The 26,224-nt window shown below is 64.4% G+C and carries 27 protein-coding genes; 14 read left to right on the top strand and 13 right to left on the bottom strand.

The window, feature by feature from the left end; translation table 11 throughout:
* The first annotated feature begins 55 nt into the window (after positions 1-55).
* Together J1M86_RS08080 and tatB are read left to right on the top strand one after the other, a co-directional pair.
* The gene (locus J1M86_RS08080; RefSeq protein ID WP_206509462.1) at positions 56-1,510 is read left to right on the top strand and encodes a S1C family serine protease; all 1,455 of its coding nucleotides are present in this window, start codon (positions 56-58) and stop codon (positions 1,508-1,510) included.
* A gap of 52 nt (positions 1,511-1,562) precedes the next feature.
* A complete protein-coding gene (tatB, locus tag J1M86_RS08085) occupies positions 1,563-1,985 on the top strand; it encodes a Sec-independent protein translocase protein TatB (RefSeq protein ID WP_075839652.1) in 423 nt (140 codons plus the stop codon).
* Between the two features lie 24 nt (positions 1,986-2,009).
* Here tatB and J1M86_RS08090 read toward each other — a convergent pair whose 3' ends face one another.
* The 4 genes from J1M86_RS08090 to J1M86_RS08105 form a co-directional block, all read right to left on the bottom strand.
* Positions 2,010-3,143: an Mrp/NBP35 family ATP-binding protein gene (locus J1M86_RS08090; RefSeq protein WP_075839651.1), complete on the bottom strand. Its 1,134-nt coding sequence runs from the start codon at positions 3,141-3,143 to the stop codon at positions 2,010-2,012.
* Positions 3,144-3,172: 29 nt separating this feature from the next.
* A complete protein-coding gene (locus J1M86_RS08095) occupies positions 3,173-4,036 on the bottom strand; it encodes a lytic transglycosylase domain-containing protein (RefSeq protein WP_206509463.1) in 864 nt (287 codons plus the stop codon).
* Positions 4,037-4,159: 123 nt separating this feature from the next.
* Complete coding sequence (locus J1M86_RS08100; protein WP_206509992.1) at positions 4,160-4,714, bottom strand: DUF1003 domain-containing protein; 555 nt, start codon at positions 4,712-4,714, stop codon at positions 4,160-4,162.
* Positions 4,715-4,734: 20 nt separating this feature from the next.
* On the bottom strand, positions 4,735-6,009 hold the full coding sequence (locus J1M86_RS08105; protein WP_075839650.1) for a CBS domain-containing protein: 1,275 nt from the start codon (positions 6,007-6,009) through the stop codon (positions 4,735-4,737).
* Between the two features lie 77 nt (positions 6,010-6,086).
* Here J1M86_RS08105 and J1M86_RS08110 point away from each other — a divergent pair, with 77 nt between their 5' ends.
* The 6 genes from J1M86_RS08110 to J1M86_RS08135 all read left to right on the top strand — a co-directional run bounded on the left by J1M86_RS08110 (position 6,087) and on the right by J1M86_RS08135 (position 12,012).
* Entirely contained in the window at positions 6,087-7,079 is a 993-nt protein-coding gene (locus tag J1M86_RS08110; RefSeq protein WP_206509464.1) for a CoA ester lyase, read from the top strand.
* Complete coding sequence (locus tag J1M86_RS08115) at positions 7,076-7,567, top strand: general stress protein (protein ID WP_206509465.1); 492 nt, start codon at positions 7,076-7,078, stop codon at positions 7,565-7,567. Before J1M86_RS08110 ends, J1M86_RS08115 begins: the two co-directional genes overlap by 4 nt.
* A gap of 176 nt (positions 7,568-7,743) precedes the next feature.
* Positions 7,744-9,066, top strand: coding sequence for an ABC transporter substrate-binding protein (locus J1M86_RS08120; protein WP_206509993.1), 1,323 nt, complete (start codon positions 7,744-7,746; stop codon positions 9,064-9,066).
* Entirely contained in the window at positions 9,063-10,004 is a 942-nt protein-coding gene (locus J1M86_RS08125; RefSeq protein WP_241259727.1) for a carbohydrate ABC transporter permease, read from the top strand. Before J1M86_RS08120 ends, J1M86_RS08125 begins: the two co-directional genes overlap by 4 nt.
* A complete protein-coding gene (locus J1M86_RS08130) occupies positions 10,004-10,837 on the top strand; it encodes a carbohydrate ABC transporter permease (protein ID WP_206509466.1) in 834 nt (277 codons plus the stop codon). The genes J1M86_RS08125 and J1M86_RS08130 overlap by 1 nt, the downstream gene beginning before the upstream one ends.
* A 5-nt stretch (positions 10,838-10,842) precedes the next feature.
* Entirely contained in the window at positions 10,843-12,012 is a 1,170-nt protein-coding gene (locus tag J1M86_RS08135) for an ABC transporter ATP-binding protein (protein WP_206509467.1), read from the top strand.
* Between the two features lie 51 nt (positions 12,013-12,063).
* Here the strand turns inward: J1M86_RS08135 and J1M86_RS08140 are convergent, their stop codons facing one another.
* The 5 genes from J1M86_RS08140 to J1M86_RS08160 form a co-directional block, all read right to left on the bottom strand.
* Complete coding sequence (locus J1M86_RS08140; protein WP_206509468.1) at positions 12,064-13,464, bottom strand: MFS transporter; 1,401 nt, start codon at positions 13,462-13,464, stop codon at positions 12,064-12,066.
* Positions 13,465-13,557: 93 nt separating this feature from the next.
* Entirely contained in the window at positions 13,558-13,671 is a 114-nt protein-coding gene (locus tag J1M86_RS08145) for a methionine/alanine import family NSS transporter small subunit (protein ID WP_075839645.1), read from the bottom strand.
* Positions 13,668-15,209, bottom strand: coding sequence for a sodium-dependent transporter (locus J1M86_RS08150; RefSeq protein WP_206509469.1), 1,542 nt, complete (start codon positions 15,207-15,209; stop codon positions 13,668-13,670). The genes J1M86_RS08145 and J1M86_RS08150 overlap by 4 nt, the downstream gene beginning before the upstream one ends.
* A gap of 112 nt (positions 15,210-15,321) precedes the next feature.
* Entirely contained in the window at positions 15,322-16,173 is an 852-nt protein-coding gene (locus J1M86_RS08155) for a chromosome partitioning protein ParB (RefSeq protein ID WP_075839644.1), read from the bottom strand.
* Positions 16,163-16,879: a metallophosphoesterase gene (locus J1M86_RS08160; protein WP_075839671.1), complete on the bottom strand. Its 717-nt coding sequence runs from the start codon at positions 16,877-16,879 to the stop codon at positions 16,163-16,165. Before J1M86_RS08160 ends, J1M86_RS08155 begins: the two co-directional genes overlap by 11 nt.
* 70 nt (positions 16,880-16,949) lie before the next feature.
* Between J1M86_RS08160 and J1M86_RS08165 the strand changes: the two genes are divergently transcribed.
* Positions 16,950-17,558 carry a suppressor of fused domain protein gene (locus J1M86_RS08165; protein ID WP_206509470.1) on the top strand — a complete coding sequence of 203 codons (609 nt, stop codon included), beginning with the start codon at positions 16,950-16,952 and terminating at the stop codon, positions 17,556-17,558.
* Here the strand turns inward: J1M86_RS08165 and J1M86_RS08170 are convergent.
* The gene (locus J1M86_RS08170; protein WP_206509471.1) at positions 17,555-18,631 is read right to left on the bottom strand and encodes a magnesium and cobalt transport protein CorA; all 1,077 of its coding nucleotides are present in this window, start codon (positions 18,629-18,631) and stop codon (positions 17,555-17,557) included. The genes J1M86_RS08165 and J1M86_RS08170 overlap by 4 nt on opposite strands.
* 109 nt (positions 18,632-18,740) lie before the next feature.
* Between J1M86_RS08170 and J1M86_RS08175 the strand changes: the two genes are divergently transcribed.
* The 5 genes from J1M86_RS08175 (at position 18,741) to J1M86_RS08195 (ending at position 22,875) form a co-directional block, all read left to right on the top strand.
* Positions 18,741-19,604, top strand: coding sequence for a PHP domain-containing protein (locus J1M86_RS08175; protein ID WP_075839670.1), 864 nt, complete (start codon positions 18,741-18,743; stop codon positions 19,602-19,604).
* Positions 19,601-20,215, top strand: coding sequence for a MarC family protein (locus tag J1M86_RS08180; protein WP_075839642.1), 615 nt, complete (start codon positions 19,601-19,603; stop codon positions 20,213-20,215). Before J1M86_RS08175 ends, J1M86_RS08180 begins: the two co-directional genes overlap by 4 nt.
* A 4-nt stretch (positions 20,216-20,219) precedes the next feature.
* On the top strand, positions 20,220-20,480 hold the full coding sequence (locus tag J1M86_RS08185) for a hypothetical protein (RefSeq protein ID WP_269418077.1): 261 nt from the start codon (positions 20,220-20,222) through the stop codon (positions 20,478-20,480).
* Positions 20,481-20,769: 289 nt separating this feature from the next.
* Entirely contained in the window at positions 20,770-21,918 is a 1,149-nt protein-coding gene (locus tag J1M86_RS08190) for an NADP-dependent malic enzyme (protein WP_206509995.1), read from the top strand.
* Positions 21,919-21,993: 75 nt separating this feature from the next.
* A complete protein-coding gene (locus J1M86_RS08195; protein WP_206509472.1) occupies positions 21,994-22,875 on the top strand; it encodes a glycine betaine ABC transporter substrate-binding protein in 882 nt (293 codons plus the stop codon).
* Here J1M86_RS08195 and J1M86_RS08200 read toward each other — a convergent pair.
* From J1M86_RS08200 to J1M86_RS08210, 3 genes are read right to left on the bottom strand one after another with little or no spacing between them, the layout of a single operon-like run.
* A complete protein-coding gene (locus J1M86_RS08200; RefSeq protein WP_206509473.1) occupies positions 22,831-23,769 on the bottom strand; it encodes an alpha/beta hydrolase in 939 nt (312 codons plus the stop codon). The two genes, J1M86_RS08195 and J1M86_RS08200, sit on opposite strands and share 45 nt — an antisense overlap.
* A gap of 3 nt (positions 23,770-23,772) precedes the next feature.
* A complete protein-coding gene (locus J1M86_RS08205; protein ID WP_206509474.1) occupies positions 23,773-24,618 on the bottom strand; it encodes an SDR family oxidoreductase in 846 nt (281 codons plus the stop codon).
* A complete protein-coding gene (locus J1M86_RS08210) occupies positions 24,615-26,180 on the bottom strand; it encodes an NAD(P)/FAD-dependent oxidoreductase (protein ID WP_206509475.1) in 1,566 nt (521 codons plus the stop codon). Before J1M86_RS08210 ends, J1M86_RS08205 begins: the two co-directional genes overlap by 4 nt.
* Positions 26,181-26,224: the final 44 nt, after the last annotated feature.

Consider the following 26,224-nt stretch of genomic DNA (forward strand, 5'->3'; position numbering starts at 1 on the left):
AGTCTGTGTAACGTAAGTCGCTGTGACCGACGTGAGCGAGGGGTACCGGGAACGCGTGAGTACAACCACAGATCCAGACGCACCGCGGCTTCCGCCGCGGCCCGTCTTCCGTCCGGCCGTCGATCCGGCCTCGGCAGCGGCATTCGGACGCCCGAGCGACGTCGAAGGGTCCTTCACTCCGGTCGGTGCGCGTCGGACGCCATCGCCGAACATCACCTCCCGCGCACCCGATCCAGTCCTCGCCGAGGCCTTCGGTCGCCCTGCCGACGCCGTCGAGTCACTTCAGCGTGACCCGGACGCTCCGACCGGTCCACCTCCACCCGAACCGGAGCCCGAGGACCCATGGCGCGATCCACATTCGCCTGTGCATCTGGGCGCGGCTGCCGCCGAAACTCCCGAACCGGAGCCGACGCCGGAGGGCCCGAAGCTCGGGGTGCGCGAAGTCCTGTTCGGCGAGCGCGTTGCGCCGAAAGCGCTGATCGTGCTCGGCGCGGTGGCTTTGGCGATCGGATTGGTCGGCGGACTCATCGGGCGCGAGACGGCCGAGGTAACCGGAGCTCTGACCAGCCAAAAAGTCAACCTCACGCAGTCGAGCGGCGGGGATCTGCCGCTGGGGCAGGTGGCTCGGGTGGCTGACGCCGTGCTGCCGTCCGTGGTGTCCATCCAGGTCACGCTCGGCGACAACGCCGGCACCGGCTCCGGCGTCGTCATCGACGGTGAGGGCTACATCGTCACCAACAATCACGTCATCTCGATGGCAGCGGACTCCGATCGCGCCACTCTTCAGGTGACTTTCTCCGACGGCACCAAGGTGCCGGCCGAGATCGTCGGACGCGATATCAAGACCGACCTCGCCGTGCTCAAGACCGACGTCGGAAACCTCACCGTCGCCCAACTCGGAAGCTCCGCCGACGTGCAAGTCGGTGAGGATGTCGTCGCCGTCGGATCACCGCTCGGCCTGAACAAGACGGTCACCCGAGGCATCGTCAGCGCGCTCGATCGGCCGGTCCGATTGTCGGGCGAGGGCACCGATACCGACGCGGTCATCGATGCCGTCCAGACCGATGCCGCAATCAACCCTGGTAACTCCGGTGGCCCCCTCATCGATGCCGAGGGCCGTGTGATCGGCATCAACTCGGCCATCCGCAGCGAGAGCGGCGGATCCGTCGGACTCGGCTTCGCCATCCCGATCGACGACGTCACCGAGGTCGCGCAGTCCCTGATAGAGACCGGTCAGATGAGTCACCCGGACATCGGCGTCAATGCTCGCTCGGTCATCAATGACGCCACCTCGGGCGCCGAAGTCGCCAATGTGCGATCCGGTGGACCGGCTCAGCAGGCCGGCATCGTCGAAGGTGACGTCATCACCAGGGTGGGGGATCGGACGGTCGGTGACGCCGACGAACTCGTCGTCGCGGTCCAGTCGAGCGAGATCGGTGAGGAAACGCCCGTGCAGCTGATACGTGCCGGACGACTCGTCGACCTCACCGTCACACCGGTCTCGGATTGAACAGTGAGCGAACGCATGGCAAGTTCCCGGCTTTCCGACGTAGGCTGAGGTCGTGTTCGGCAACATCGGCTGGGGAGAGCTCGTCATTCTCCTGATAGCAGCACTCGTCATCCTCGGGCCTGACCGGCTTCCCGGCGCCATCTCCTGGGTCACCCAGTCGATCCGTCAGGTCAAGGAGTACGCCAACGGCGCCAGTCAGCAGCTCAAGGACGAGCTCGGGACCGACTTCGAGGACTTTCGGAAGCCGCTCTCCGATCTCAATCAGCTGCGCGGGATGACTCCGCGCGCGGTCATCACCAAACATCTCCTCGACGGCGACGACTCCATCTTCACCGGCAACTTCGACTCGAAGCCGACCGGCAACGGGTCGAACACGCCCACCAAGTCTCAGGGCGCCAAGCCCTCGCTGGACAAGTCACCCTCGCAGAAGCTCTCGGCCGGGCAGGCCCCGCCGATCGACTCGGACGCGACCTAACCCGGCTTCGAGGCGCGACTGACGCTACCTGCGAGTCGTATCGATGCTCAGCGACATGCCGACGAGGCCACGTTCGCGTACCGCGAGCTTCTGGGCCACGGCTTCGAGCGCCTGGGCGGCCGGGGTTTCCGGCCTCGAGAGGACGATAGGGGTGCCGTCGTCGCCACCTTCGCGAACTGCGGTGTCGAGGGGAATCTGACCCAGTAGCGGAACCTTGGCGCCCACCGCGGTGGTGAGGCGATCCGAGACGTCCTGACCGCCGCCGGACCCGAAGATGTCCATGCGAGTGCCGTCGGGGAGTTCGAGCCAGGACATGTTTTCCACGACGCCGGCGATGCGCTGGCGTGTTTGCAGCGCGATGGCACCGGCGCGTTCGGCCACCTCGGCGGCTGCTTGCTGCGGCGTGGTGACGACGAGAATCTCGGCTCCCGGGATGAGCTGTGCGACCGAGATCGCGATGTCGCCGGTGCCGGGTGGGAGGTCCAGCAGCAGCACGTCGAGGTCGCCCCAGAAGACGTCCGCGAGGAACTGTTGGAGCGCGCGGTGCAGCATCGGTCCGCGCCAGACGACGGGGGTGTTGCCGGAGGTGAACTGCGCGATGGAGATGAACTTCACACCGTGCGCCTGCGGCGGCATGATCATCTTCTCGACCTGTGTGGGCTTTGCGTCGTTGCCGAGCATCCGCGGAACGGAGTGTCCGTAGATGTCGGCGTCGAGCACGCCCACCGACAGTCCGCGCTTGGCGAGGGATACAGCGAGGTTGACCGTTACGGACGATTTTCCGACACCGCCCTTGCCCGACGCGACCGCGTATACGCGGGTCAGCGATCCCGGCTGCGCGAAGGGGATGATCGGTTCTGCCGAGTCGCCGCGCAGCGACTTGCGGAGTTCGGTGCGCTGTTCGTCGTTCATGACGTCGAGTTCGACATCGATGGTGCCGACGCCAGGGACGTCGGCGACCGCTTGGGTGACGCGATCGCTGATCTCTGCCTTCATCGGGCAGCCGGCGGTGGTGAGGTAGATGCCGACGCCGACAGCGCCGCCGTCGCCGATCGTGATGCTCTTGACCATGCCGAGATCGGTGATCGGTTTACGGATTTCCGGATCGATGACCTTGTTGAGTGCGCTTCGAACGTCGGATTCCGTCAGTACTGCCATGTGTCCATGCTAGATGCAGGCCGAAACGGTCAGTGGATACGGGGGAGCTGATCGGAGGAAGGCACGATGCCGGTGGCGTAGCCGGTGGACCAGGCGAGGACGTTGGCGACGTAAGCCATCGAGTTGTTGTATCGCAGGATGGCTTTGGTGCTCTGGCCGAGGTCGCGCAGGTTCAGGTCGCCGTCGCACAGGTACTGGCCCGTCGCGAGAGCGGCGTCGTACAGGTTCTGCGGGTCGGAGACGCCGTCGCCGTTGCCGTCTGCTTTGTAGCGGTTCCAGGTTTCGGGGAGGAACTGCATGGGTCCGACGGCGCGGTCGAAGTTGGCGTCACCGTCGAGTGCGCCGCCGTCGGTGTCGGCGATGACGTTGTTGCCCGCCAGGGTGCCGTCGAGCCGGGGGCCGAGGATGGGCTCGAGCAGCTGGCCGAGTTGGTCGGCCTTACCGTCGTTGGCGTGGGTGGATTCGACGCGGCCGATGCCGGCGATGAGGGTCCATTCGATCCCGCAGCCCGGCGTGGTGGTGGCGAGGATGTTCGCTGCGTTCTTGTAGGCGCTGACGTTGACGGTGGGAACGCCGAGAGGGCTTGCTACCGCACTGGTGGGGAGTTCCGGTGTGGGCGGCGCCTCGGGTGCGGCAGCGGGCACCGGAGCTGCCTGCGGTACCGGCGCCTCTGCCTCGGCGACGGACTGTGAGTCGGTCTTCTCGGCGATGGGCTCGGGTGTTTCGATCGTCGAGGCGGCCTGCGTCGTGCTGTCGGCGACCATGAAGGGGATGTACTCGGTGGCGCCCGCGTTTGTCGCTGCCGTGATGAGCCCCGCGGGAACGAGGCCTGTCAAGGCGATCACCGAAGTCCGACGGATACTGGAATTCGATGCTTTTCTGTGACGTCCCACGCGTGCATACCTCCTGTTGCGCTCCGAATACCGGAGGCCGTGCTCATGAACGCACACGAGGCTACCTGATTTGAGACACTTCTGTTACCGCGCTGTTATCTAGCGGCGTGTTTGGGCAGCGTTCTACAGCCCGGAGTCCTCTTCGGTGATCGGGGCTGGGTCGGTGATCGGTGCCGCGTCCTCCCGCTGACGGGCCGACTTCTTGCGCGACTTCTTCGGCGGGGCGGCTTCCTGGCCGCTGACTCGCTCGAGCAGTTCTCGCACTTCATCCAGTTCTCGCCGCAGGTAATCGCGGGTGGCGACCTCGCCGACGGCAATGCGCAGCGCCGCCAGCTCCCTGGCGAGGAACTCGGTGTCGGCTTTGGTCTGCTGGGCGCGGGCGCGATCCTCTTCGAGCGAGACCTTGTCACGGTCGTCCTGCCGGTTCTGCGCGAGCAGAATGAGCGGGGCGGCATAGGCGGCCTGCGTCGAGAACGCCAGGTTCAGCAGGATGAACGGGTACGGGTCCCACCGCAGGCTGACGGCGAGCACGTTGATCAAGATCCAGATGATGACAACGAGGGTCTGCATCGCCAGGTAGCGACCGGTGCCGAGAAAACGCGCTGCCCGTTCGCCCGAACTGCCTAGGTCGACGTCGAGACGCATGTCGAAGAGCTTCGAGACCCTCGGGGTGTCCATGCGCTGACGCGCTGTTTCCTTCACTGTCCTGCAACCTCCTGATCGCGCCAGTCCTCGGGCAGCAGATGATCGAGCACGTCGTCGACGGTTACTGCGCCGATGAGGTGATCCTCGTCGTCGACCACGGGCCCGCAGACCAGGTTGTACGTAGCGAAGTAGCGAGTGACGGCGTTGAGGGAGTCGTCTGCGGCCAACCGCGGGAGCGCCTTGTCGATGATGCCGCCGACGAGACTGGCCGGCGGTTCCCGCAGCAGCTGTTGGAGGTGGACGCAGCCGAGGTAGGCGCCCGTCGGGGTGGCTGTGGGTGGCCGCACCACGAACACCAGCGAGGAGAGTGCAGGCGTCAGATCAGGGTTGCGCACGCGGGCGAGAGCCTCGGCAACGGTGGTCGAGGCGTTGAGCACCACGGGTTCCGGTGTCATCAGACCACCGGCCGTGTCCGGTGAATGCTCGAGCAACCGGCGCACCGGAGCAGAATCCTCGGGGTCCATCAGGCGCAGCAGTGACTCGGCTTCGGAGTTGGGAAGTTCACCGAGGAGATCGGCGGCATCGTCGGGATCCATGGCCTCGAGCACGTCCGCGCCACGGTCGACACCGAGGTAGTGCATCATCTCGACCTGGTCGTCATCGGGGAGTTCCTGGACGACGTCGGCCAGACGTTCGTCGTCGAGGGCGAGCGCGACCTCCATCCGTCGCTTGACCGGCAGTTCTCGCATCGCGTTGGCGACGTCGGCGGCGCGCAGATCCTCGAACTGCATCAACAGCTGCGCGACGCCCTGTCCGGGCATCGCCAGGTTCATCTGCGTCAAGCCCTGCACGTGCTGCCAGTCGACGACGTGCACTGCTCCGCGACGAGCGAGCCTGGCCCGTTGACGCCGTACCGCGACGCGAACGACGAGCCAATCGCGGGTGCGGGTGAGTTCGATACCGAGATCGACCACAACCGAGTCGACGTCGTTGAGTTCCTCGAGCTCCGGATCGTCGACGCGCACCTTCGAATCGAGGACCTGCGCGAAGACGAGAATCTCGTTCGCCCGCTGCGAGAATCGGCGCAGACTCACGTTTCCGGTGTTCAGCTGAACCGAGTTGGGTTCTATGCTCGTCACACGCAGCATCGGCACGAAAATTCTTCGGCGCGTGGCAAGCTCGACGACGAGACCGAGGACGCGCGGCTGCGCGCGACCCAAGCGCATGGTGACCACGAGGTCACGGACGCGGCCGATGGATTCGCCGTCGGGACCGAGGACTACCAGACCTGCGAGCCTGGCCGCGTAAAGCTTGCTCAGAGCTGCCATGATGGCAAGGTTAGAGCGTCTCGGGGCCAATCAGAGAATCGGACAGACGAGAAGAATAGAAGGAGTGTCAGGACTGTATGAGCTCGGTGGAGCAGGGCCGTCCGCGTCGATCCGTCCTGGCGGTGCCGGGTAGTTCGGCGAAGATGATCGAGAAGGCAAAGGGGCTGCCTGCCGACGCGATCTTCCTCGATCTCGAGGATGCCGTCGCGCCGATCGCCAAGGAGCAGGCGCGGGGACGCATCGTCGAAGCGCTCAACTCGAGCGGTTGGGGTTCTCAGCTCAAGTTGGTCCGGGTGAACGACTGGACGACGCCGTGGACGTACGGCGACGTGATCGACGTGGTCAGCGGTGCCGGCGCCAACCTCGATGCAATCCTGCTTCCCAAGGTGGAGACCGCCTCGCACGTCGAGGCCCTCGATTTGTTACTGACGCAGGTGGAGAAGACGAGCGGGCTTCCGGTGGGTGCGATCGGCATCGAACCCCAGATCGAGAGTGCCCGCAGCCTGCGCAATATCGACGAGATCGCCACCGCGAGTCCGCGAGTGCAGACCTTGGTGTTCGGCCCGGCCGACCTGATGGCGAGTGTCAACATGCGCACCCTCGTCGTCGGAGAGCAGCCCGAGGGCTACGACACCGGTGATGCGTATCACCACATTCTGATGACGATCCTTCTTGCCGCGCGCACGCACGGGTTGCAGGCGATCGACGGACCTTATCTTCAGATCCGCGATCTCGACGCGTTTCGACGGGCCGCGGGGCGAACCGCCGGACTCGGCTTCGACGGCAAATGGGTGCTGCATCCCACTCAGATCGATGCGGCCAACGAGATCTTCAGTCCGCGCCAATCGGATTTCGACAAGGCCGAAAGAATACTCGAGGCGTACGAGTTCCATACCTCGAAAGCAGGTGGCGGGCGCGGGGCCGTGATGCTCGACGACGAGATGATCGACGAGGCGAGCCGCAAGATGGCGTTGGTCATCTCGGGTAAAGGCCGGGCGGCGGGAATGCAGCCCAGCGTGGGCACCAGGAATGGTGCGGATGCGGCCGGAGCAGGCACAATAGGGGAATGACGAATCCACTTTCGCAATCCGGTCGCTCGGGTCAGGGGCTACCGACGCCGCCATCCGGTTGGCCGATCGGCTCCTATCCGACATACGCCGAGGCGCAGAAGGCCGTCGACTATTTGTCGGACGAACAATTCTCGGTGCAGGACGTCACCATCGTCGGTGTCGATCTCATGCAGGTCGAGCGCGTGTTGGGTCGGCTCACCTGGCCCAAAGTTGTTGGTGGAGGCATAGTTTCGGGTGCCTGGCTGGGCCTGTTTCTCGGTTTGGTGCTGGGAATATTCACCAACGGCAACATTCTCGGTGCGCTGATCATCGGCATCGTCGGTGGCGTCATCTTCGGGTTGATCACCACCGTGATTCCGTATGCGGCTACGCGCGGGCAGCGTGATTTCGCGTCGAGCATGCAGTTGGTCGCCGGTCGATACGACGTTCTCTGTGAGCCCAAGAGTGCGGAGAAGGCTCGCGACATGCTCGCGAAGTTGTCGATCTGATCTAGCGGCACATTACGGAATTGTCCCAATCCCCCCTCGAGTCCGTGTGGTTCGGTTACGTTTCTTCATGCGTAGAGCAGTAGGTCGACAAGGCTCTGGGCACGTAATCGAAAATACGGAGGCGGAAAGTGCCGAGACAACGTGGTCACAGGCGTGCACACGCAACCAGAATAGGGGTGTTGGCTGCAGCGACGCTTGTCGCCAGCCCGTTGCTGGCGGCTTGTGGGTCGTCGGACAGCAGCACACCCGTGCTGAGCTTCTATACCGCGGCGGATGGCGCCGAGCAGTATGCCGCCGCCTCGCAGGTGTGCTCGGACGCGTCGGGCGGTCGCTACACAGTGGAGCAGAGAACTCTCCCCAAGAGCGCGAACGATCAGCGCTTGCAGCTGGCGCGAAGACTGGCCGGCAACGACGATTCACTCGATCTCATGACGCTGGACGTCGTGTGGACCGCCGAATTCGCCGAGGCAGGTTGGGCTTTGCCAGTTCCCGAGGATCTCGCTGCCGAGTTGCGGGACGGACGGACTCTCGAAGGCCCCCTCGCCACGGCCGAGTGGGACGATCAGCTCTATGCCGTCCCACTGAACTCCAACACCCAGCTGCTTTGGTATCGCCCCGACCTCGTCCCCGGTGGTGAGCCACCGCAGACATGGGACGAGATGATCGACATGGCCGAGGAGAACGCGGCGCGGGGAGAACCGTCGAACATCGGCGTACAGGCCAAGCAATACGAGGGTCTTATGGTGTGGTTCAACAGCCTCCTGGTGAGCGCCGGTGGGCAGGTTGTCGCCGATGACGGCACCACCGTCACCCTCAACGACACCCCCGAACACCGCGCCGCCACCGAGAAGACGCTCGAGATAATGAAGCGTGTCGCGTTGGCAGACGGTGCCGACCCCTCCGTCTCGCAAAGTGACGAGGGCACAGCGCGTCTCGGCATGGAAGCCGGTAACTCCGTCTTCCAGGTCAACTACCCGTTCGTTCTTCCCGGTCTGAAAGAGAATGCGGCGGTCGGTGCGGTGGAGTTCCTCGACCTGACCAATGTGCCTGCGGAAGAGCAGGATGCGGCCGTCGCCGAGGTGTTCCGTGACGCCCCGTACCCGGCGGTGTATCCCGACGAGCCGGCGAAGGTCACCATCGGTGGCTTCAACATCGGCGTCGCCAACACCACTCAGCACGAGGACCTTGCCTGGGAAGCGGTCCAGTGCCTCACCAACGAGGAGAACCAGCGCAACAATGCCGTCGACGGCGGCGTACCGCCCGTTTTGGCCTCGCTGTATCAGGATCCAGAATTCCAGGCCGTCTACCCGGCATGGGAGGGCGTGCTCGAGTCCATCGAGAACGCCGCGGTTCGTCCGGTGTCGCCCGCGTACCAGAGCATCTCGATTCTCCTCACCGATGCGCTGAACCCACCTTCAGAGATCGACCCGGTGGCTGACGTGGACGTGCTCGCCGACCTTGTCACCCAGGCAGTCAACTCCGAAGGGCTGATTCCATGAGCGCACCGGCAACCGAGTCTTCGAGCGTGGACAAGCAGGCAGTTCTGAAGAACATCTCGGACGGCAAGAAGGCCGAACGCAAACTCGGTTTGATGTTGATCGCACCGGCGGCGTTCATGATGCTGGCCGTCACCGGTTATCCCATCGTCTACGCGTTCTGGTTGAGCCTGCAGAAGTACAACCTCGCTTTCCCCGAGGACCGCGAATTCGTCGGCCTGGAGAACTACATCACTGTCCTATCGGACGGCTACTGGTGGACGGCATTCAGCGTTACCGCGGGTATCACCATCGTCTCGGTGATCATCGAGTTCGTACTCGGACTCGCGATCGCGCTCATCATGCACCGCACCATCTTCGGGCGAGGGCTCGTCCGCACCGTGGTGCTCATCCCGTACGGCATCGTGACTGTTGCCGCGGCCTACAGCTGGTACTACGCGTGGACGCCGGGTACCGGATATCTGGCCAATCTGCTTCCCGAGGGCACCGCGCCACTCACCGAGCAGTTGCCGTCACTGGCGATCATCGTGCTCGCCGAGGTATGGAAGACGACGCCGTTCATGGCGCTGCTGCTGCTCGCCGGGCTCGCACTCGTACCGGACGATCTGCTCAAGGCAGCGCAGGTGGACGGTGCGGGCGCGTGGACCAGGCTCATTCGCATCACCATTCCGCTGATGAAACCGGCCATCTTGGTCGCAGTGCTGTTCCGCACGCTCGACGCATTCCGCATCTTCGACAACATCTACGTGTTGACACGGGGTAGCAACAACACGGGGTCGGTGTCGATCCTCGGCTACAACAACCTGTTCGGCGCTTTCAATCTCGGACTCGGCTCGGCGATCAGCATCCTGATCTTCTTCTGCGTCGCCATCATCGCGTTCATGTTCATCAAGTTGTTCGGTGCGTCGGCACCGGGCTCGGACGACGGAGGCCGCAAGTAATGACGACCATAACGCCTCGGAAAAAGGTCGGCTGGACCGTCATCAACGTGCTCGTACTGCTGTACGCGCTCATCCCGCTGGCCTGGATCGTCAGCTTGTCGTTCAAGTCGACCGCCACCATCGCCGACGGCAATTTCATTCCGACGTCGATCACCTTCGACAACTACGAGGGGATCTTCTCCACCAGCCAGTTCACCTCTGCGCTGTTCAACTCGATCGGTATCGGCCTGATCACCACCTTCATTGCCGTGGTGATCGGAACGATGGCTGCCTACGCCGTGGCTCGGCTCGAGTTCCCGGGTAAGAAGGCGCTCATCGGGTCGGCGCTGCTCATCGCCATGTTCCCGCAGATCTCGCTGGTGACACCGCTGTTCGACATCGAGCGTGCACTCGGTCTCTTCGACACATGGCCGGGCCTGATCATCCCGTACATCACCTTCGCGTTGCCGCTGGCGATCTACACGCTCTCGGCGTTCTTTCGCGAGATCCCGTGGGAGCTCGAGAAGGCCGCGAAGATGGACGGCGCCACACCGGCACAGGCGTTTCGCAAGGTCATCGCGCCGCTGGCCGCCCCAGGCATCGTCACCGCGGCGATTCTGGTGTTCATCTTCGCGTGGAACGACCTGCTACTCGCCATCTCACTGACGGCAACGGAACGGTCGATCACCGCGCCCGCCGCGATCTCTCAGTTCACCGGTAGCTCGCAGTTCGAGGAGCCGACCGGGTCGATCGCTGCGGCCGCCGTCGTCATCACCATTCCGATCATCATCTTCGTACTCTTCTTCCAACGACGCATCGTGGCGGGCTTGACGTCCGGCGCAGTGAAGGGATAACCGTCATGGCCGAAATCGTTCTCGACAAAGTCACCAAGCTCTTCCCCGACGGCGCAGCCGCGGTGAGCGAAGTGGACATCACCATCGCCGACGGCGAGTTCATCATCCTCGTCGGACCGTCCGGATGCGGAAAGTCCACGACCCTCAACATGATTGCCGGTCTGGAGGACATCTCGTCCGGTGAACTGCGCATCGCCGGCGAACGCGTCAACGAACGCGCACCCAAGGACCGCGACATCGCGATGGTGTTCCAGTCCTATGCGCTCTACCCCCACATGACGGTGCGGCAGAACATCGCCTTTCCGTTGACGCTCGCGAAGTTGTCCAAAAGCGAGATCAACGAGAAGGTCGAGAACGCAGCGAAGATTCTGGATCTGACCCAGCACCTCGACCGCAAGCCGTCCAACCTGTCCGGCGGTCAGCGTCAACGTGTGGCGATGGGGCGCGCCATCGTTCGTACGCCCAAGGCCTTCCTGATGGATGAGCCGCTGTCCAATCTCGACGCCAAGCTTCGTGTTCAAACGCGCGCCGAGATCTCCCGGTTGCAGAAACGCCTCGGCACCACAACGGTGTACGTCACGCACGATCAGACCGAGGCCATGACGCTCGGCGATCGGGTCGTCGTGCTCCGCGGCGGGTTCGTGCAGCAGATCGGCTCGCCACAGGAACTCTACGAGAAGCCGCGAAACCTCTTCGTGGCCGGATTCATTGGATCGCCCTCGATGAACTTCGTGCCCGGCACGTTGACTGCCGACGGCGTGGCCACCGAACTCGGCACGTTCACGTTGCCGCGCGAGCGCCGCGCGATGATTGCGCAGAAGAATCCAGGCAAGGACGTCGTCGTCGGTATTCGTCCCGAGCACTTCGAGGACGCCGCGCTCATCGATTCTTACCAGAAGATCAACGGTGCGACGTTCACCGCCAAGGTCGATGTCATGGAATCGATGGGCAGCGACAAGTACGTGTACTTCGAATCGAAGGGCGACAAGGTCCAGTCGGCCGAGCTCCAGGAGTTGGCGGCCGAGGCGGGTCTCGGTGACTCCGGCGGGGCTCAGGTGGTTGCACGCCTGGCCGCGGAGTCCGCAGCTGTCGAGGGCAGCACCGTCGAGCTGTGGTTGGACCCGGCGAAGATTTCGGTGTTCGACCAGTCGTCGGGCGCCAACCTCACCCTGTAGGCGGCTCCGCCGCATGTGAGCGGAAATACGTGTCCCACTATGTATTTCCGCTCACATGCGCGTAGCGCCTACCGTCGACAGCGTCACGATCACGCATGACACGGCGCCGAAGACGAACGCGACGGTGTACACGACCTCCTGCGGAATGGATGTTCCCGCGATCGTGTACGTGGCGAGCATGGTGGTGAGTACGGCACTCGCGATCGAGGTGCCGACGGTGCGGACGATGGAGTTGACGCTGTTGGCCACCCCGGTGTCGCTCGCCGATACCTCGGCCATCAGCAGGTTCGGAACGGCGGCGAACGCCAGGCTGACGAAGACGCTGACGGCGGCGGACGCCGTGATCACCTGCCACGTCGAATCTCGCGCCAGCGCGAAGAACACGAAGCCCGCGGTGCCCAGGCCCGAACCGCCGATGAGTACCGCGCGCGCTCCGAATCGATTGATCAGCCGCCCGGCAATCAGCGATGTCAGTGCGCCGAGCGCGGCGCCCGGTAGCAGGTAGACGAGGCTGGCGGAGAGCACATCGGCCGAGAATCCGTATCCGGCGATCTCACTTGGCGTCTGGACGAAGTAGGAGCAGGCGAGAAAGTTGAGGAACATGGCGATGCCGACGAAGAGCGTCGCGATGTTGGTCGCGAGAAGCGGGCCGTGGGTGAGCATGCGGGGGGCCACGAGCGGGACGGCGATTCGGTTCTGGGAGACCCACCACACCGTCAGGACGAAAAATCCGCCCACCGCGCATCCGAGGGTGGGCACGGACACCCAACCCCACGTGCGGCCCTGAGTGAGGGCGAGGAAGAGCAGCACCAGCGCGGTCCCGAGGAGAAACGCACCCAACCAGTCGACGCGGCCCCCTTCGACTCGCGGGCGCGCGGGTACCGCCACCCAGGACAACAGGATCGCCACCGCGAGGATGGCGACGGTCAGCCAGAACACGCGGTGGTAGTCCGCGCCGTCGCTGGTGAGCACGCCGGTCAGGATCAAGCCCAAGCCAGCGCCCACGCTGAGGGTTCCCGATACCACTGCCATCGAGCCGACGAGCTTGGTTCTCGGCATCTCGTCTCGCAGTAGGGCGAGCGAGATGGGGAAGAGGGCGTAGGAAACTCCCTGTAGCACTCGACCGGCGAGGAGCAGAGCAAGCGAGTCAGTTGCGGCGGCAATCAGCGACCCGATGAGTACGAGCGCCAGCACGGACAGCAGTATTTGACGCTTGCCGTGAAGATCGGCCAGCCTGCCGATGACCGGGGTGGCAACGACGGCTGCAAGCAGGTTGGCGGTGAGGACCCAGCCCGCCGCAGTGGTGCTGACGTCGAGTTGCTGGCCGATGGTGCCGATGATGGGAACGACCATGGTCTGCAGGATGGACACCGTCATCACGACGACACACAGGGTCGGCAGCAGAAGAGGGCCCGCGTGCGTGGTCGTGGTGGTGCGCGGCCAGGTCGACATGAGCGAAGCCTAGTGCGGTAGGTAGTTGCACAAACCATCCAGCCCCGGGTGCCGGCTCCCAGTGCTCGAAGGCCAGTACTCGAGGGCTGAAGCTCAGATGTCGATGTCCTCGTCCGGGTGACTCCGCAGGTGCAGCAGGCTGACAGCGAGCCCACCCCAGACCAGGACGAGCGAGATGATCATCATGACGATTGCTGTGGTGCTCATGCGTTGCCTTTCGAATCGGTCTCGGCGGGAAGCTCGTCCACCGATCCGCGCCACGGGAGGAAGGTGAGAACGATCGCGGCGATGACGACGAGCGCCTGTACGCCCCAACCGAACGTGACCACGAGGCCGGTCGGCAGACCTCCGTAACCGTCGCCGATGCGCTGAACGATCTGGTCGATCAGCATGTAGGCCAGGACCACGGGTGTGATGACGCCGACGAAGACCCGCCACGCGATGCCGACCTTGAACGAGGAGACCTGGTTCAGGTGCTCTTGCAGATCTGTCAGTCTGCGCAGGATAAGTCCCACGGTCACCAAGGCCACCAGTGCGACGCCGACGATGCCGATGTTGTTGGCGAAATTGTCGACGATGTCGAGGACGTTCAGGCCCGTGGCGGTGGGGAACAGCAGAAGGGAAAGGACCGCTGCGGAGCCGCCGACCGTGAGGACCGCCGCGCCGCGTGAAAGCCCGCTCTTTTCCTGCACGGCCGCGACGACGACCTGCACGATGCTGATCAGGGAGGTGAAGCCGGCGAACACCAGTGCGCCGAAGAATGCGACACCGAAAACCGGGCCGCCCGGCATGGCAGAAATGATGGCGGGGAATGCGATGAAGGCCAGGCCGATTCCGCTTTCGACGACCTCGGCGACCGGGACGCCGGTGGCCTGGGCCATGTAACCGAGGACAGCGAACACTCCGATGCCGGCCAGGATTTCGAAGCTGCTGTTGGAGAATGCGACGACGAGACCGGAACCGGTCAGGTTGGTTCGGCGACCCAGGTACGAGGAGTACGTGATCATGATGCCGAAGGCGACCGACAGCGAGAAGAAGATCTGACCGTATGCCGCAATCCAGACCCCGCTGTCGGTCAACGCCGACCAGTTCGGGGTGAAGAAGGCGTCGAGACCCTGCCCGGCGCCGTCGAGGAACAGTGCGCGAACCACGAGAATCGCGAAGAGCACGATCAGCAGGGGCACAAAGTACTTCGTGACCGATCCGATGCCCTTCTGCACGCCGAAGGCGAGAATTGCGATGACGCCGATCCACACGAGCAGCAGCGGTATGACCACGCCGGGTACGAAGTCGAGTCCGAATGTCGACTCGCCGTCCTGCTGCAGGAAGTCCGAGGCGAAGAAGGTCGCCGGATCATCGCCCCACGCCTCGGAGAAGGAGAAGATCGCGTATCGGGCAGCCCACGCGATGATCACCGCGTAGTAGACAGCGATGACGAAGCAGATTCCTACCTGCCACCAACCGAGGGCCTCGGCGGGGCGGCTGAGGCGACGAAACGCCAGGGGCGGCGAGCCGCGGAACTTGTGTCCGATGGCGTAGTCGAGGAAGAGCAGCGGGATACCGGCGGACAGCAGAGCGATGAGATACGGGACGATGAACGCTCCGCCGCCGTTCTCGTACGCGATGTACGGGAACCGCCAGATGTTGCCGAGTCCGACCGCAGATCCGATCGCGGCCAGGATGAACACTGTCCGGCCCGACCACGCTTCACGTTGCGCGGGGACGGCCTGAGGCCTCTGTTCCACGGTGGGGCAACCCTTCTTCGGCTTGTCGCAGCGATGTCGCCGCAGAAGAAACGGTAGCGGTTACCACCGTCCCGTATACATGGGACCGCAAATTCTTGCGTCGAAGAGATCGCTATTTCGAACGACGTGCACGTTCGCGGAGCTCGGAGACTATCTCGTCGTTCCAGACATGTTCACGCACAAGGCGATACCTCTCCCTGATCATCCACAGGTAGGCCTCGGCGTCCGTCTGACCTTCGAGAATGTCGGCGGCGCGAACCATGCGGACCACGGGCAGGAACTCCTCGCCGAACCATCGTCGTGCCACGGTCGCGCGGTCGACGAACTCGCCCATTTCCTGCATCAGCCGAAAGCCCCAGGCTTCGACGCTTTCGCTCAGGTCGGCGTACTCGTACGGGTCGGTGACGGTGACCGCGTCGCGTGCTTTGCCCACCAGTGGGACCCGTGAAAGGAAGATGCGTCGGTGATCCTTGATGAGCAGGTCACCGCGCCGGGTGATGCCCTCCGGGGAGATGCGGGTGATGATCTCGGTGACTACGGCGTCGATTGTCGTGCGGTGCATGGCGAACGCGATCGATACCCGGTGATGACCGTCGAGCACGAAGTGCATCGATCCGATTCGGTAGACCTGGATGGGCGGCATCGCCTCGCCGCGCCGCTGAGCCGCTGCGAGTCGCTGCCAACGCTCACGAATACGTGCCGATGTGGGGCGGAAGAATCGGTCGAAATCCCTTGTGCGGTCGACGCTGCCGACGATGGAGTCCACACGGATGACCTGCACGCCCAGGTGTCGCTCGCCGACCTTACCCAGGGCGGCGACCACCTCGTCGAACGGAAGGATCGTGTTGACGTCGTCCGGTTGCCGGCGCAGCCACCCGACCAGCCGTGCGATATCCGCTCGGCGACGCTGACGGGTGAAGTCGTTCTCCGCATCGGCGACGGGGAACCCGGTGTCACGTGCCATGTCGTCGCCTCAGAATCGTCGGAGAGGTGGACTCGCGGGTGAGCGACGCCGGCTCGATCTCGAGGAGTGTGTACCCGACGGTGTTGACGACGACCGATCCGTGCAACTCGAGGTCGTCGGGGGTGCGGCCGTGCGGATGGATGTGTCCGTGCAGCAACAACTGTGGCCGCAGCGATCTGACCACGTCGTCGAGGCATTCGAAGCCGATGTGAGCCGGGTCGGTGTCGTCGCCGACGCCGAGCGGCGGGCTGTGCGTCAGCAGCACGTCGACGCTGCGGTATCCGCGCTGAAATTTCTCCTTCCAGCGATCGGAGCGCGTCAGCGTCCTGGCGCGCCGCCGCTGCTGACGTTGAGTCCACTGATTTGGTCCGCTGTTATAGCGGATGGAACCACCGAGTCCGGCGATACGCAGTCCCGCGACGTCGACGATCTTGCGATCGGCGTTCACGGCTCCGACCGGACCCGGCCACGTGCTGGGAAGCCCTGCACGCATCCACCCCGCGCGGCCCGCCGAATAGCCGGTCAAATCGGCGTCATGGTTGCCGGGAACGAAGACGCAGGGCGCGTCGAGCGCATCTGTCAGGTACTCGAGGTAGTCGAACGGAAGATCGCCCGCCCCGAGGATCAGATCCACATCGAGCGAGCGGACCTGCGAACTCCACAGGCTCTCGATCGTTTCATCGGCAACTGCTAGGACGGAGACCACGCAGTCGACGGTACTCACTTCCCGGCCCGGGCATGCGCCGAACGCGTCGCCGACACAGCGGTGGTGTTGGATGGACACCGTGAGCGACAGTGACATCGACGGCGTTATTACTCGGGTCCGCGCACATCTGATCGCCGAGATCGGGGACGAGCACCCGACCCCCTTCTCCGTCACGTTTCTCGGCTTGGAGTCTCTGGACGTGCTGACGTTCTTTCCCCGGCGCGACGAGTTCGTGCGGTTCGTCACCTTGGGTTGCTCCCGCCATCCGATGTCGGATCCCGGCGAGATGATCGCCGACGCCACCCGCGGGCCGCGGGCCGAGTTGATGCTCGTCACGCGTGTGTTCGACGGCATCGACCAGTCATTTCTGCGGAACATCGCCAAACTGGCTGCCACTCCGTCGGTGGAGGGGGTGGTGCTTCAGCAGGACCTGCTGCTCGATCTGGGTGAGCCGCTGTGGGACGGAGCGCCGTTCACCGCGGTGCTGCTCGGTGCCGGCGAGCTCCCCGAGCTGCCGCTGCCGGAGCCGGCCGATCCGGTCCAGTTCTTCGAGGTCGTTCCCGTCACCGGCACCGAGGCAGCGTGGGTGCGGCTTCGAGGGGCGGATGCATTGCGTGAGGCGTGGGCCGAAGCGGGTATCGATATCCGCGATCCACAGCGCTCGGCAGTGAACCTCTAGAGCCAGTTGTTGCGGCGGAAGGTCGCGAACAGTCCGGTGCACACGGTCGCGACGCCGCCGACGACGTAGTAGTACCCATATGTCCAGTGCAGTTCCGGCATGTTGTCGAAGTTCATGCCGTAGATTCCGGCGACCATCGTCGGTACGGCGGCAATGGCGACCCACGCCGAGATCTTGCGCATGTCCATGTTCTGCTGCATCGTCACCCGGGCCAGCGCGGCGTCGACGAGCGAGCTGAGCACCTCGTCGAATTCGGCCACGCGTTCGGCGACGGTGGTGTGGTGGTCCTGTACGTCGCGCAGGTAGCGGCGGACCGCCTTCGGGATCGGCGCGTCGGCGTGTACGAGCTGGGTCAGGGGTGTGGACAGGGGAGTGACGGAGCGACGGAGTTCGACGACCTCACGTTTGAGCATGTAGATGTTCTCGATCGGCACCCGATGATGCGGCGAGAACACTTCCTCTTCCATGGCGTCGACATCGCGCTCGATCGACGAGGTCACGGTCAGGTACTCATCGACGACGTGGTCGGCGACGGCATGCAACACCGCCGACGGGCCCAGCGACAATCGCTCGGGGTTCTGCTCGAGCTGGCGCCGGACACCCGAGAGGCCCGAGTGCTCACCGTGGCGGACGGTGATGACGAAATCGTTGCCCAGGAAGAGCATGATCTCCCCGCTCTCGACGATCTCGTTGGCGGTGGTCACGGACTCGTGCTCGACGTAGCTGACGGTTCGGAGGACGAGGAAGGTGACATCGTCGTAGCGCTCGAGCTTCGGACGCTGATGCGCGTGGACGGCGTCCTCGACCATCAGCTCGTGCAGCCCGTAGCTCTCGGCGACGCCGTTCATCTGGCCCTCGTCGGGAGCGTGCAGGCCGAGCCAGACGAATCCTTCCCCGCGTCGACGGACTTCTTCGATGGCGGCCGAGTGGGTGTACTTGCCGGGGAGCCGAACTCCGTCGACGTAGATTCCGCAGTCGACGATCGCTCGGGCAGTGGGAACTGCGATGCGAGGGCTGATCTGCGCTACGCGATTCGACGGCCGCAGCGACGACAGTGACGGCCTCGGTGGCATGGACGGCACGATGCTCTCCTCCCGGTCGACAGCGCAACCGGCAATGTTACGCCAGCCGGACGAACACCTCGCGCGCGTCTGGCGGCGCTCGCCTGAGAGACTGACCGTCGTGCGCATCGACCTCCATACTCACTCGGCTGCGTCCGACGGCACCGATTCCCCGGCGGAGTTGGTGCGGGCAGCCGCCGAGAGCGGCCTCGACGTGGTGGCGCTGACCGACCACGACACCACCGCAGGGTGGGAGCAAGCGCTCGATGCCGCGCCGCGAGGACTGACAGTGGTGCGTGGCATGGAGATGTCCTGTGAGGGCCGCGGCGAGGACGGCTCGCCCGTGCCGGTGCATCTGTTGGCCTACCTTTTCGATCCCGAAGACAGCGCATTCGCGGAAGAACGTGCCCGTCTGCTTGCCGAGCGCACCGCCAGAATCCGTGCGATGGCCGAGCGGATCGCCGTCGACTACCCGCAGTTCGATCCCGACGCGATCATGGCCGCGACAGGGACGGCGGCGGGGCGGCCCCACCTTGCGCGAGCACTGGTCGACATCGGCGTGGTGACGAGCATCGCGCAGGCTTTCGAGGGGCCGCTGTCGACGCGGAGCCCCTACTACGTCGACAAGGTGGACACCCCCATCGAACGGGCCGTGGAGATGATCTCGGCGGCCGGCGGAGTGAGCGTCGTCGCGCATGTTCGGGCGCGGATGCGCGGACGCATCCTGGATCTGAATCAGGTGCGCGAACTCGCAGGCCGGCGTCCCGACGGTTCCGCCGGGCTCGGTGGGCTCGAGGTGTTCCACGCCGACCACGCACCCGAGGACATCCGCCAGCTCGCCGAGCTGGCCGAGGAACTCGATCTCCTCGTCACCGGGTCCTCGGACTACCACGGCGACAACAAGACCCTCTCGCTCGGCGAACACACAACCGATGTCGAGCAGTACGAGCGACTGCTCGCGCAGTCGTCCGGGCTCACCGTATGAACTTCGATGTGACGCTGTACGTGACCGTGCTGGTTACGTTGTTCGTCATCATGGACCCGCCGGGCGCGATCCCGGTGTTCCTTTCGCTGGTCGGACGCAAGAGCAAAGAGGAGCGCAACCGGGCTGCGTGGCAGGCACCCGCGGTATCGCTGACCGTCATCACCCTGTTCGCGATCGGCGGGCAGGCGATCCTGGGGTATCTGCACATCGGCATCCCCGCACTGCAAGGCGCGGGTGGTCTCCTGCTGCTGATCATCGCGCTGTCGCTGCTGACTGGGCGGGGCGCAGGCGGCAGCGCCGAGGGCGAGGACGTCAATGTTGCACTCGTGCCGCTGGGAACACCGCTCATGGCCGGACCGGGTGCAATCGCCGCCGTGATCGTCTACGTCAGCCAGGCCGACGGGCGCGCCGGATCACTGCTTGCGGTCGGAGCCGCCATCGTGACCATTCACCTGGTGCTCTTTCTCGTGCTCAGGTTCTCGACGGTGTTGATTCGGGTCCTGGGTCAGGGCGGAATCACACTGCTCGCCCGTATCGCCGGTCTACTGCTGGCTGCCATCGCAGTCCAGCTCATCGCCGATTCCGTCCGCGGATTCGTCACAGGAGGATGACAGTGTGCTTCGAGGTCTGAGTGGAGCCGTCACGGCTGGACTCGTCGTGCTGGCGTTGGTCGTGGCGGGTGCCCAGTACTTGGGCATCCAGCGGGATTTTCCGGGACCTGGAGCGGTGTCGGTGACAGCCCACATCGTCGCCGCGCTCGCCGCGCTCGTGGTTCAGCATTTTGCGGATCACCGTCGCCGAGTGGCGTCGGTGTCGGCTTCCCTGCTGGTGTTCGTCATCGCCGGTGCCGTCCTGTGGACACAGTGGTGGGGGTAGAACCGGCGTTTGCCAACGCCCGCGCCGCGGTGGCACACTTGATCGACTTCAAGCGTCCGGCGCCACAGCGTCACGCTCGACTGTGACGGCTCACCCGCCTCCCGTCATCCGGTCTTTCGGCCGAAGCAGCCACTAAGGGCGCTCGTCGAAACATCATCTTTTCTTGTTTCACCTGCCGCTCTTTGGTCGCCTCTGGGTTCAGTGGTACCGGCCGGGTGAATTGTGACCTAGGAGTTATACCGTGACGATTGTGACCGAAACGAGCAGCACCACCGCCGACCTGTCCGCCATCACCGACGAGGAGATCTTCCTCGGCCACGTCGGTGGCAAGCTCTCCGTCGAGCTCACCGCACCGCTCGAGACTCAGCGTGACCTGTCGATTGCCTACACACCGGGCGTCGCGCAGGTCAGTCGGGCCATCGCACAGGACGCCTCGCTTGCCAAGCAGTACACGTGGACCGATCGGCTCGTCGCCGTCATCTCCGACGGCTCTGCCGTCCTCGGACTCGGCGACATCGGCCCGCGCGCCTCGCTGCCGGTGATGGAAGGCAAGGCGGCACTGTTCAAGAAATTCGCTGGACTCAACTCCATCCCGATCGTCCTCGAGACGCACGACGTGGACGAGATCGTCGAGACCATCGTGCGGTTGCGTCACAGCTTCGGTGCGGTCAATCTCGAGGACATCTCGGCGCCCCGATGCTTCGAGATCGAAAAGCGAGTCATCGAAGCTCTCGACTGCCCGGTCATGCACGACGACCAACACGGCACGGCCATCGTCGTCCTCGCTGCACTCAACGGTGCGGCGAAGGTTCAGGGCCGCAGCACCTCGGATTTGAAGGTCGTCATCTCCGGGGCCGGCGCCGCAGGCGTCGCGTGTGCGAACATCCTTCTCGCGGCCGGGACAGCGGACGTCGTCCTGCTCGACTCGAAGGGCATCGTCTCTGCCGATCGCACCGACCTGAACAGCGTGAAGGTCGAGCTCGCGGGTCGCACCAATCCGCGCGGACTCTCCGGCGGCGCCGCAGAGGCACTGTCCGGAGCCGACGTCTTCCTCGGTGTGTCGGCCGGCCAGATCGCCGAGAGCTACATCGCCTCGATGGCCCCCGAGTCCATCGTCTTCGCATTGTCCAATCCGGACCCGGAAATTCACCCGGAGCGCGCAGCGCAGTATGCGTCGATCGTGGCCACGGGCCGCAGCGACTTCCCGAATCAGATCAACAATGTGCTCGCCTTCCCGGGCGTGTTCAAGGGCGCACTCGACGCCGGAGCACGCCGCATCACCGAAGGCATGAAACTCGCCGCTGCCGAGGCAATCCTCTCGGTTCTCGGCGACGAGCTGGCTGCGGACAAGATCGTGCCGAGCCCGCTCGACCCTCGCGTCGCCCCGGCCGTTGCGGACGCAGTTGCGGCAGCAGCGCGAGCCGAGGGCGTCGCGTAGGAACAGGTAGGAAACAGCACCCCGAATCGCCCCTATCCGGGTGCGATTCGGGGTGCCTTGCGGAATGGAGAGTGTGTGTTCGCCTCGCGTTGCAGGACGCTCGCCGGTCTAGCACTCGTGGCGACGGCACTGGCAGGATGCGGCGCCGAGGTGAACGAGCGAGCAACGGTGGTCGTCGGCTCCGGTGATGATGTGCGCGGAGAACTGCTCGCGCACATCTATGCCGGCGCCGTTCGGTCGGCCGGCGTCGATGTCGAGGTGACGCCCAACCTGGGCGACCGCGCTGAGTATCTCGGTGCACTCGACGCCGGTGTGCTCGCACTCGTTCCAGATGTGACCGGTGAGCTCCTGGCCACGTTCGACTCGCTGTCCCGCGCCACCGAGGCCGAGGATGTCTTCGTCGACCTGAACCGGTCGCTTCCCGAGGGCCTTGCCGTGGGTGATTACGCACTCGCCGAGGACCGGACGACGATAGCGGTGGCGTCTGCGGGGGAGTTCGCGTCCGCGACGTCTCTCAGCGATGTCGCAGGAGACTGCGGAAACATCGTCCTCGGAACCGTCGACGATGTTTCGGCGCCGGATCCGGTCGACGTGGCCGCTCGCCTGGCAACCGGATACGGCTGTGAGGTCGAGGAATTCATGGTCTACCCGGACGCCCGAGCGGCAGTGGATGCGGTGGAGTCCGGTGCGGTGGGTGTGTTGGCCGTGCGGACCGCCTCGTTCGGACCGCTGCTGTCGGATCTGACGACCCTCGAAGACGACGAGTCGGTGTTCACCGCGCAGAACGTCGTACCGCTCCTGCGCGACGGCGCGCTGGGCGATGATGCCGTTTCCGCCCTCAGCGTGGTGGCGGGTGAACTGACGACAGCGGACCTCGCCGATATGATCGACGAGGTCCGCGGTGGTTCCGACTCAGGAGATGTCGCTGCGCGTTGGCTCGGCGACCGCACTCTGTGAGCTCGTGAGACGCTGAGCGAGAAAGGCGCCCATGTGCCGCACCGCATCGGCTGCTTCACGCAGGATCGATGCCTGCAGATGTGCGACGTGCCAAAGCTTTTCGTACTCGACGTATTCGAGTTCGACCCCGGAGGCAAGCAGCTTGTCCCGGAAGGTCACGATCTGTGAGTACAGCACCTCGGCTGTGCCCACATGCATCACGATCGGTGGTAGACCGGTGAGATCTCCCAGCAATGGCGCGTAGCCCTGATCCAGTGGATCGCCATCACCGAGGTAGGCCTCGGCGGCACTGTAGGACCACGCCGTGTTGACGACGATATCCCGCGAGATCACTGCATCGCGTGCGCCCGGATCCACCCATGGGGAGATCAGTGCGAGCGCGGCCGGCGTCACTCCGTCGTCGACCAGGTGGCGTGCCGTCGCGACGCTCAGGCCGCCGCCGGCCGAGTCGCCGGCGATCGCGATGCGATCGGCGGTGTACCCGTGCGACTTGACGAGTTCACGGAATGCGGCGACGGCATCGCCCAGCCCCGCCGGGTACGGGTTTTCCGGGGCGAGCCGGTAGTCGAGAACGTAAACGGCGCTGGATGATTCGCGTGCCAGATGGGCCGCCAGTGATCGGTGGGTGGCGATGGAACCGATCGTGAAGGCGCCGCCGTGTAAGTACAGCACCGCAGTGGACCGCTCGGTCGCGCCGACGGTGATGCGCTCAGCAGGTCGGCCGGCCAATGTCAGCTTCTGGCTGACGGCGCCGTCGGGCATGAACTGCAGTGGCGCCGCCAGATCGAGAATCCGGCGTTGAACCGTTGTGGGCAGCGCGGCCCACAGGGCGAACCGATAGAACGGCTTGAGTGCGGCTTCCACGATCGGAAGCGGGAGGTAGATGCTTTTCATGGCCTACTTCTTCCGCGGCATGACTCGATCTGCGATGGTCGCGACGACCCGTTGGTATTTCGACCCCGTCAGACGCTGAAGCAGGTCGAGAGCCACGGCGTCCGAACCGATCAACACGCGGCCCTTGCCCTTCTCGACCCCCTTGAGGATGACCTTGGCGGCCTGATCCGGTGTCGTCTTGGCGAGCTTGGCGTCGAAGAACTTGGCGACCGATTGCTGGTCGTAGTTCTCGGCAACGGTCGCGTTGCGGGCGATGGCGGTCTTGATGCCGCCGGGATGTACGACGGTCATCTTGACCGGTGCCTTGGAGATCAGCAGTTCCATGCGCAGTGCCTCGCTGAAGCCGCGAACCGCGAACTTCGCTGCGTTGTAGGCGGCCTGCGAGGGCATCGCGAGGATGCCGAAGAGGCTCGAGATGTTGACGATGTGACCGTCGCCGGATTCCTGGAGGTGAGGCAGGAATGCCTTGGTGCCGTTGACCACTCCCCAGAAGTCGACGTCGATGATCTTCTCGATGTCCTTGAACGACGTGGCTTCGACGTCCCCGTGGTACGCGATTCCCGCGTTGTTGTAGATCTGGTTGACCTTGCCGAAACGTGCCTTGACCGTCTCGGCGTAGTCGAGGACGGTCTCGCGCTGAGCGACGTCGAGGAACTGTGATTCGACCTCCGCGCCGAGGGCCTGCGCCTGACGCACGGTCTCGGCGAGTCCGTTGACGTCGACATCGGACAGGGCGAGCTTCGCTCCACGCTCGGCCAGGTTCACCGCGAGCGCTCGACCGATGCCCGAGCCGGCGCCGGTGATGACGGCGACCTTGCCTGAAAATGCGTTTGATGCCTTCGATGTCACTTGGCCACTACCTTGCTGTTGGAGTCGGCATTTGCTGAGTTGAGGCTGCTCGAGAGATCGGACGCAGCGACGCTACGGTACGCCGCGAGGTCGAACTTCTTGGTCATATTTCGGAATCGGAACGTGAAGTCCGGCCACAGTGTGGTGTTGTTGCCGTGCTTGTCGAGGTACCAGCTGGCGCAGCCGCCGTTCATCCAGACGCTGTTCGCCATCCGATCCTGGAGGTCGGCGTTGTAGTCGTCCTGCACGTCCTTGCGAACCTCGATGACACCGATGTCGTGCTTGTCGATGGTGTCGAGTGCGTCGATGACGTAGTTGAGCTGTGACTCGATCATGAAGACCATGGATGTGTGGCCGAGGCCCGTGTTGGGGCCGACCAGGAAGAACATGTTGGGGAAGTTCGCGACCGCGGCGCCCTTGTAGCCCTGCTGTCCCTCCTCGTCGAAGACCTGCGCGAGAGTCTTTCCCTCCCTGCCGAAAATGCCCTGGTACGCGGGGGAGTCGGTGACGTGGAAGCCGGTGGCGACTACGAGCGAATCGATCTCGCGTTCGGTGCCATCGGCGCTCACGATCGAGTGTGCCTTGATCTCGGCGATGCCGTCGGTCACGAGCTCGACATCCGGACGATCCAGCGCGGGGTAGTAGGCGTTGGAGATGAGCATGCGCTTGCAGCCGATCCGGAAGTTCGGCGTGACCTTCTTGCGAAGCGCCTTGTCCTTGATGCCGGTGCTGATCTGTCTGCGAGCCATGATCTCGAGAGCTTTCATGAGCTTCGGGTTCTTGGCGAGACCGACGACCTGGGTCTCGCGCGCCAAGTAGATCGCACTGCGTGAGAGGCGCTGGAATCCGGGGATGTACTTGAACGCGAGCTTCTCGATGCTGGTGTACTCGCGGTCGAAGCGGGGCAGGATCCACGGTGCGGTGCGTTGATAGACGTCGAGGTGCTGCACCTCGTCCGCGATGGTGGGTACGATCTGGATCGCCGAGGCGCCCGTGCCGATGACGGCGACGCGCTTGTCCTTCAGTGACACGTCGTGGTTCCACTGCGCGGAGTGGAAGACGTCGCCCTGGAAGCTCTCGATGCCCTTGATGGGCGGCAGGTTGGGCTCGCAGAGTGCGCCGACTGCGGTGACGACGATCTTGGCGGTGTACGTGCCGGTGCTGGCCACGATGTCCCAGCGGTGGGTGTCCTCGTTCCAAGTCGCCGAGGTGACGTCGGAGTTGAACACGTGCTTGTCCATCACCTTGTACTTGCGGGCGACCGAGGCGATGTACTTCTGAATCTCGGGCTGCGTGGAGAACGACCGTGTCCAGTCGGGGTTGAGCGCGAACGAGTACGAGTACAGGTGCGAGGGGACGTCGCAGGCCGCACCCGGGTACGTGTTGTCACGCCACGTGCCGCCGACGTCACTGCCGCGCTCGAGCACCAGGAAGTTGGTCTTGCCCTGCTGGGTCAGCTTGATCGCGGCGCCCAGTCCGGCGAAACCGCTGCCGATGATGATGGTGTCGACCTGTCGCGGTGCTGTCACGCGCTCCGGAGTATCTGTTACGGAAAGACTCATGTAGATGAGAGTAGGAGCTTACTGAGCGCTAGTCAATAGCTGTT

The sequence above is a fragment of the Rhodococcus sp. KRD197 genome (assembly GCF_017168235.1).
Classification (GTDB): Bacteria; Actinomycetota; Actinomycetes; order Mycobacteriales; family Mycobacteriaceae; genus Rhodococcoides.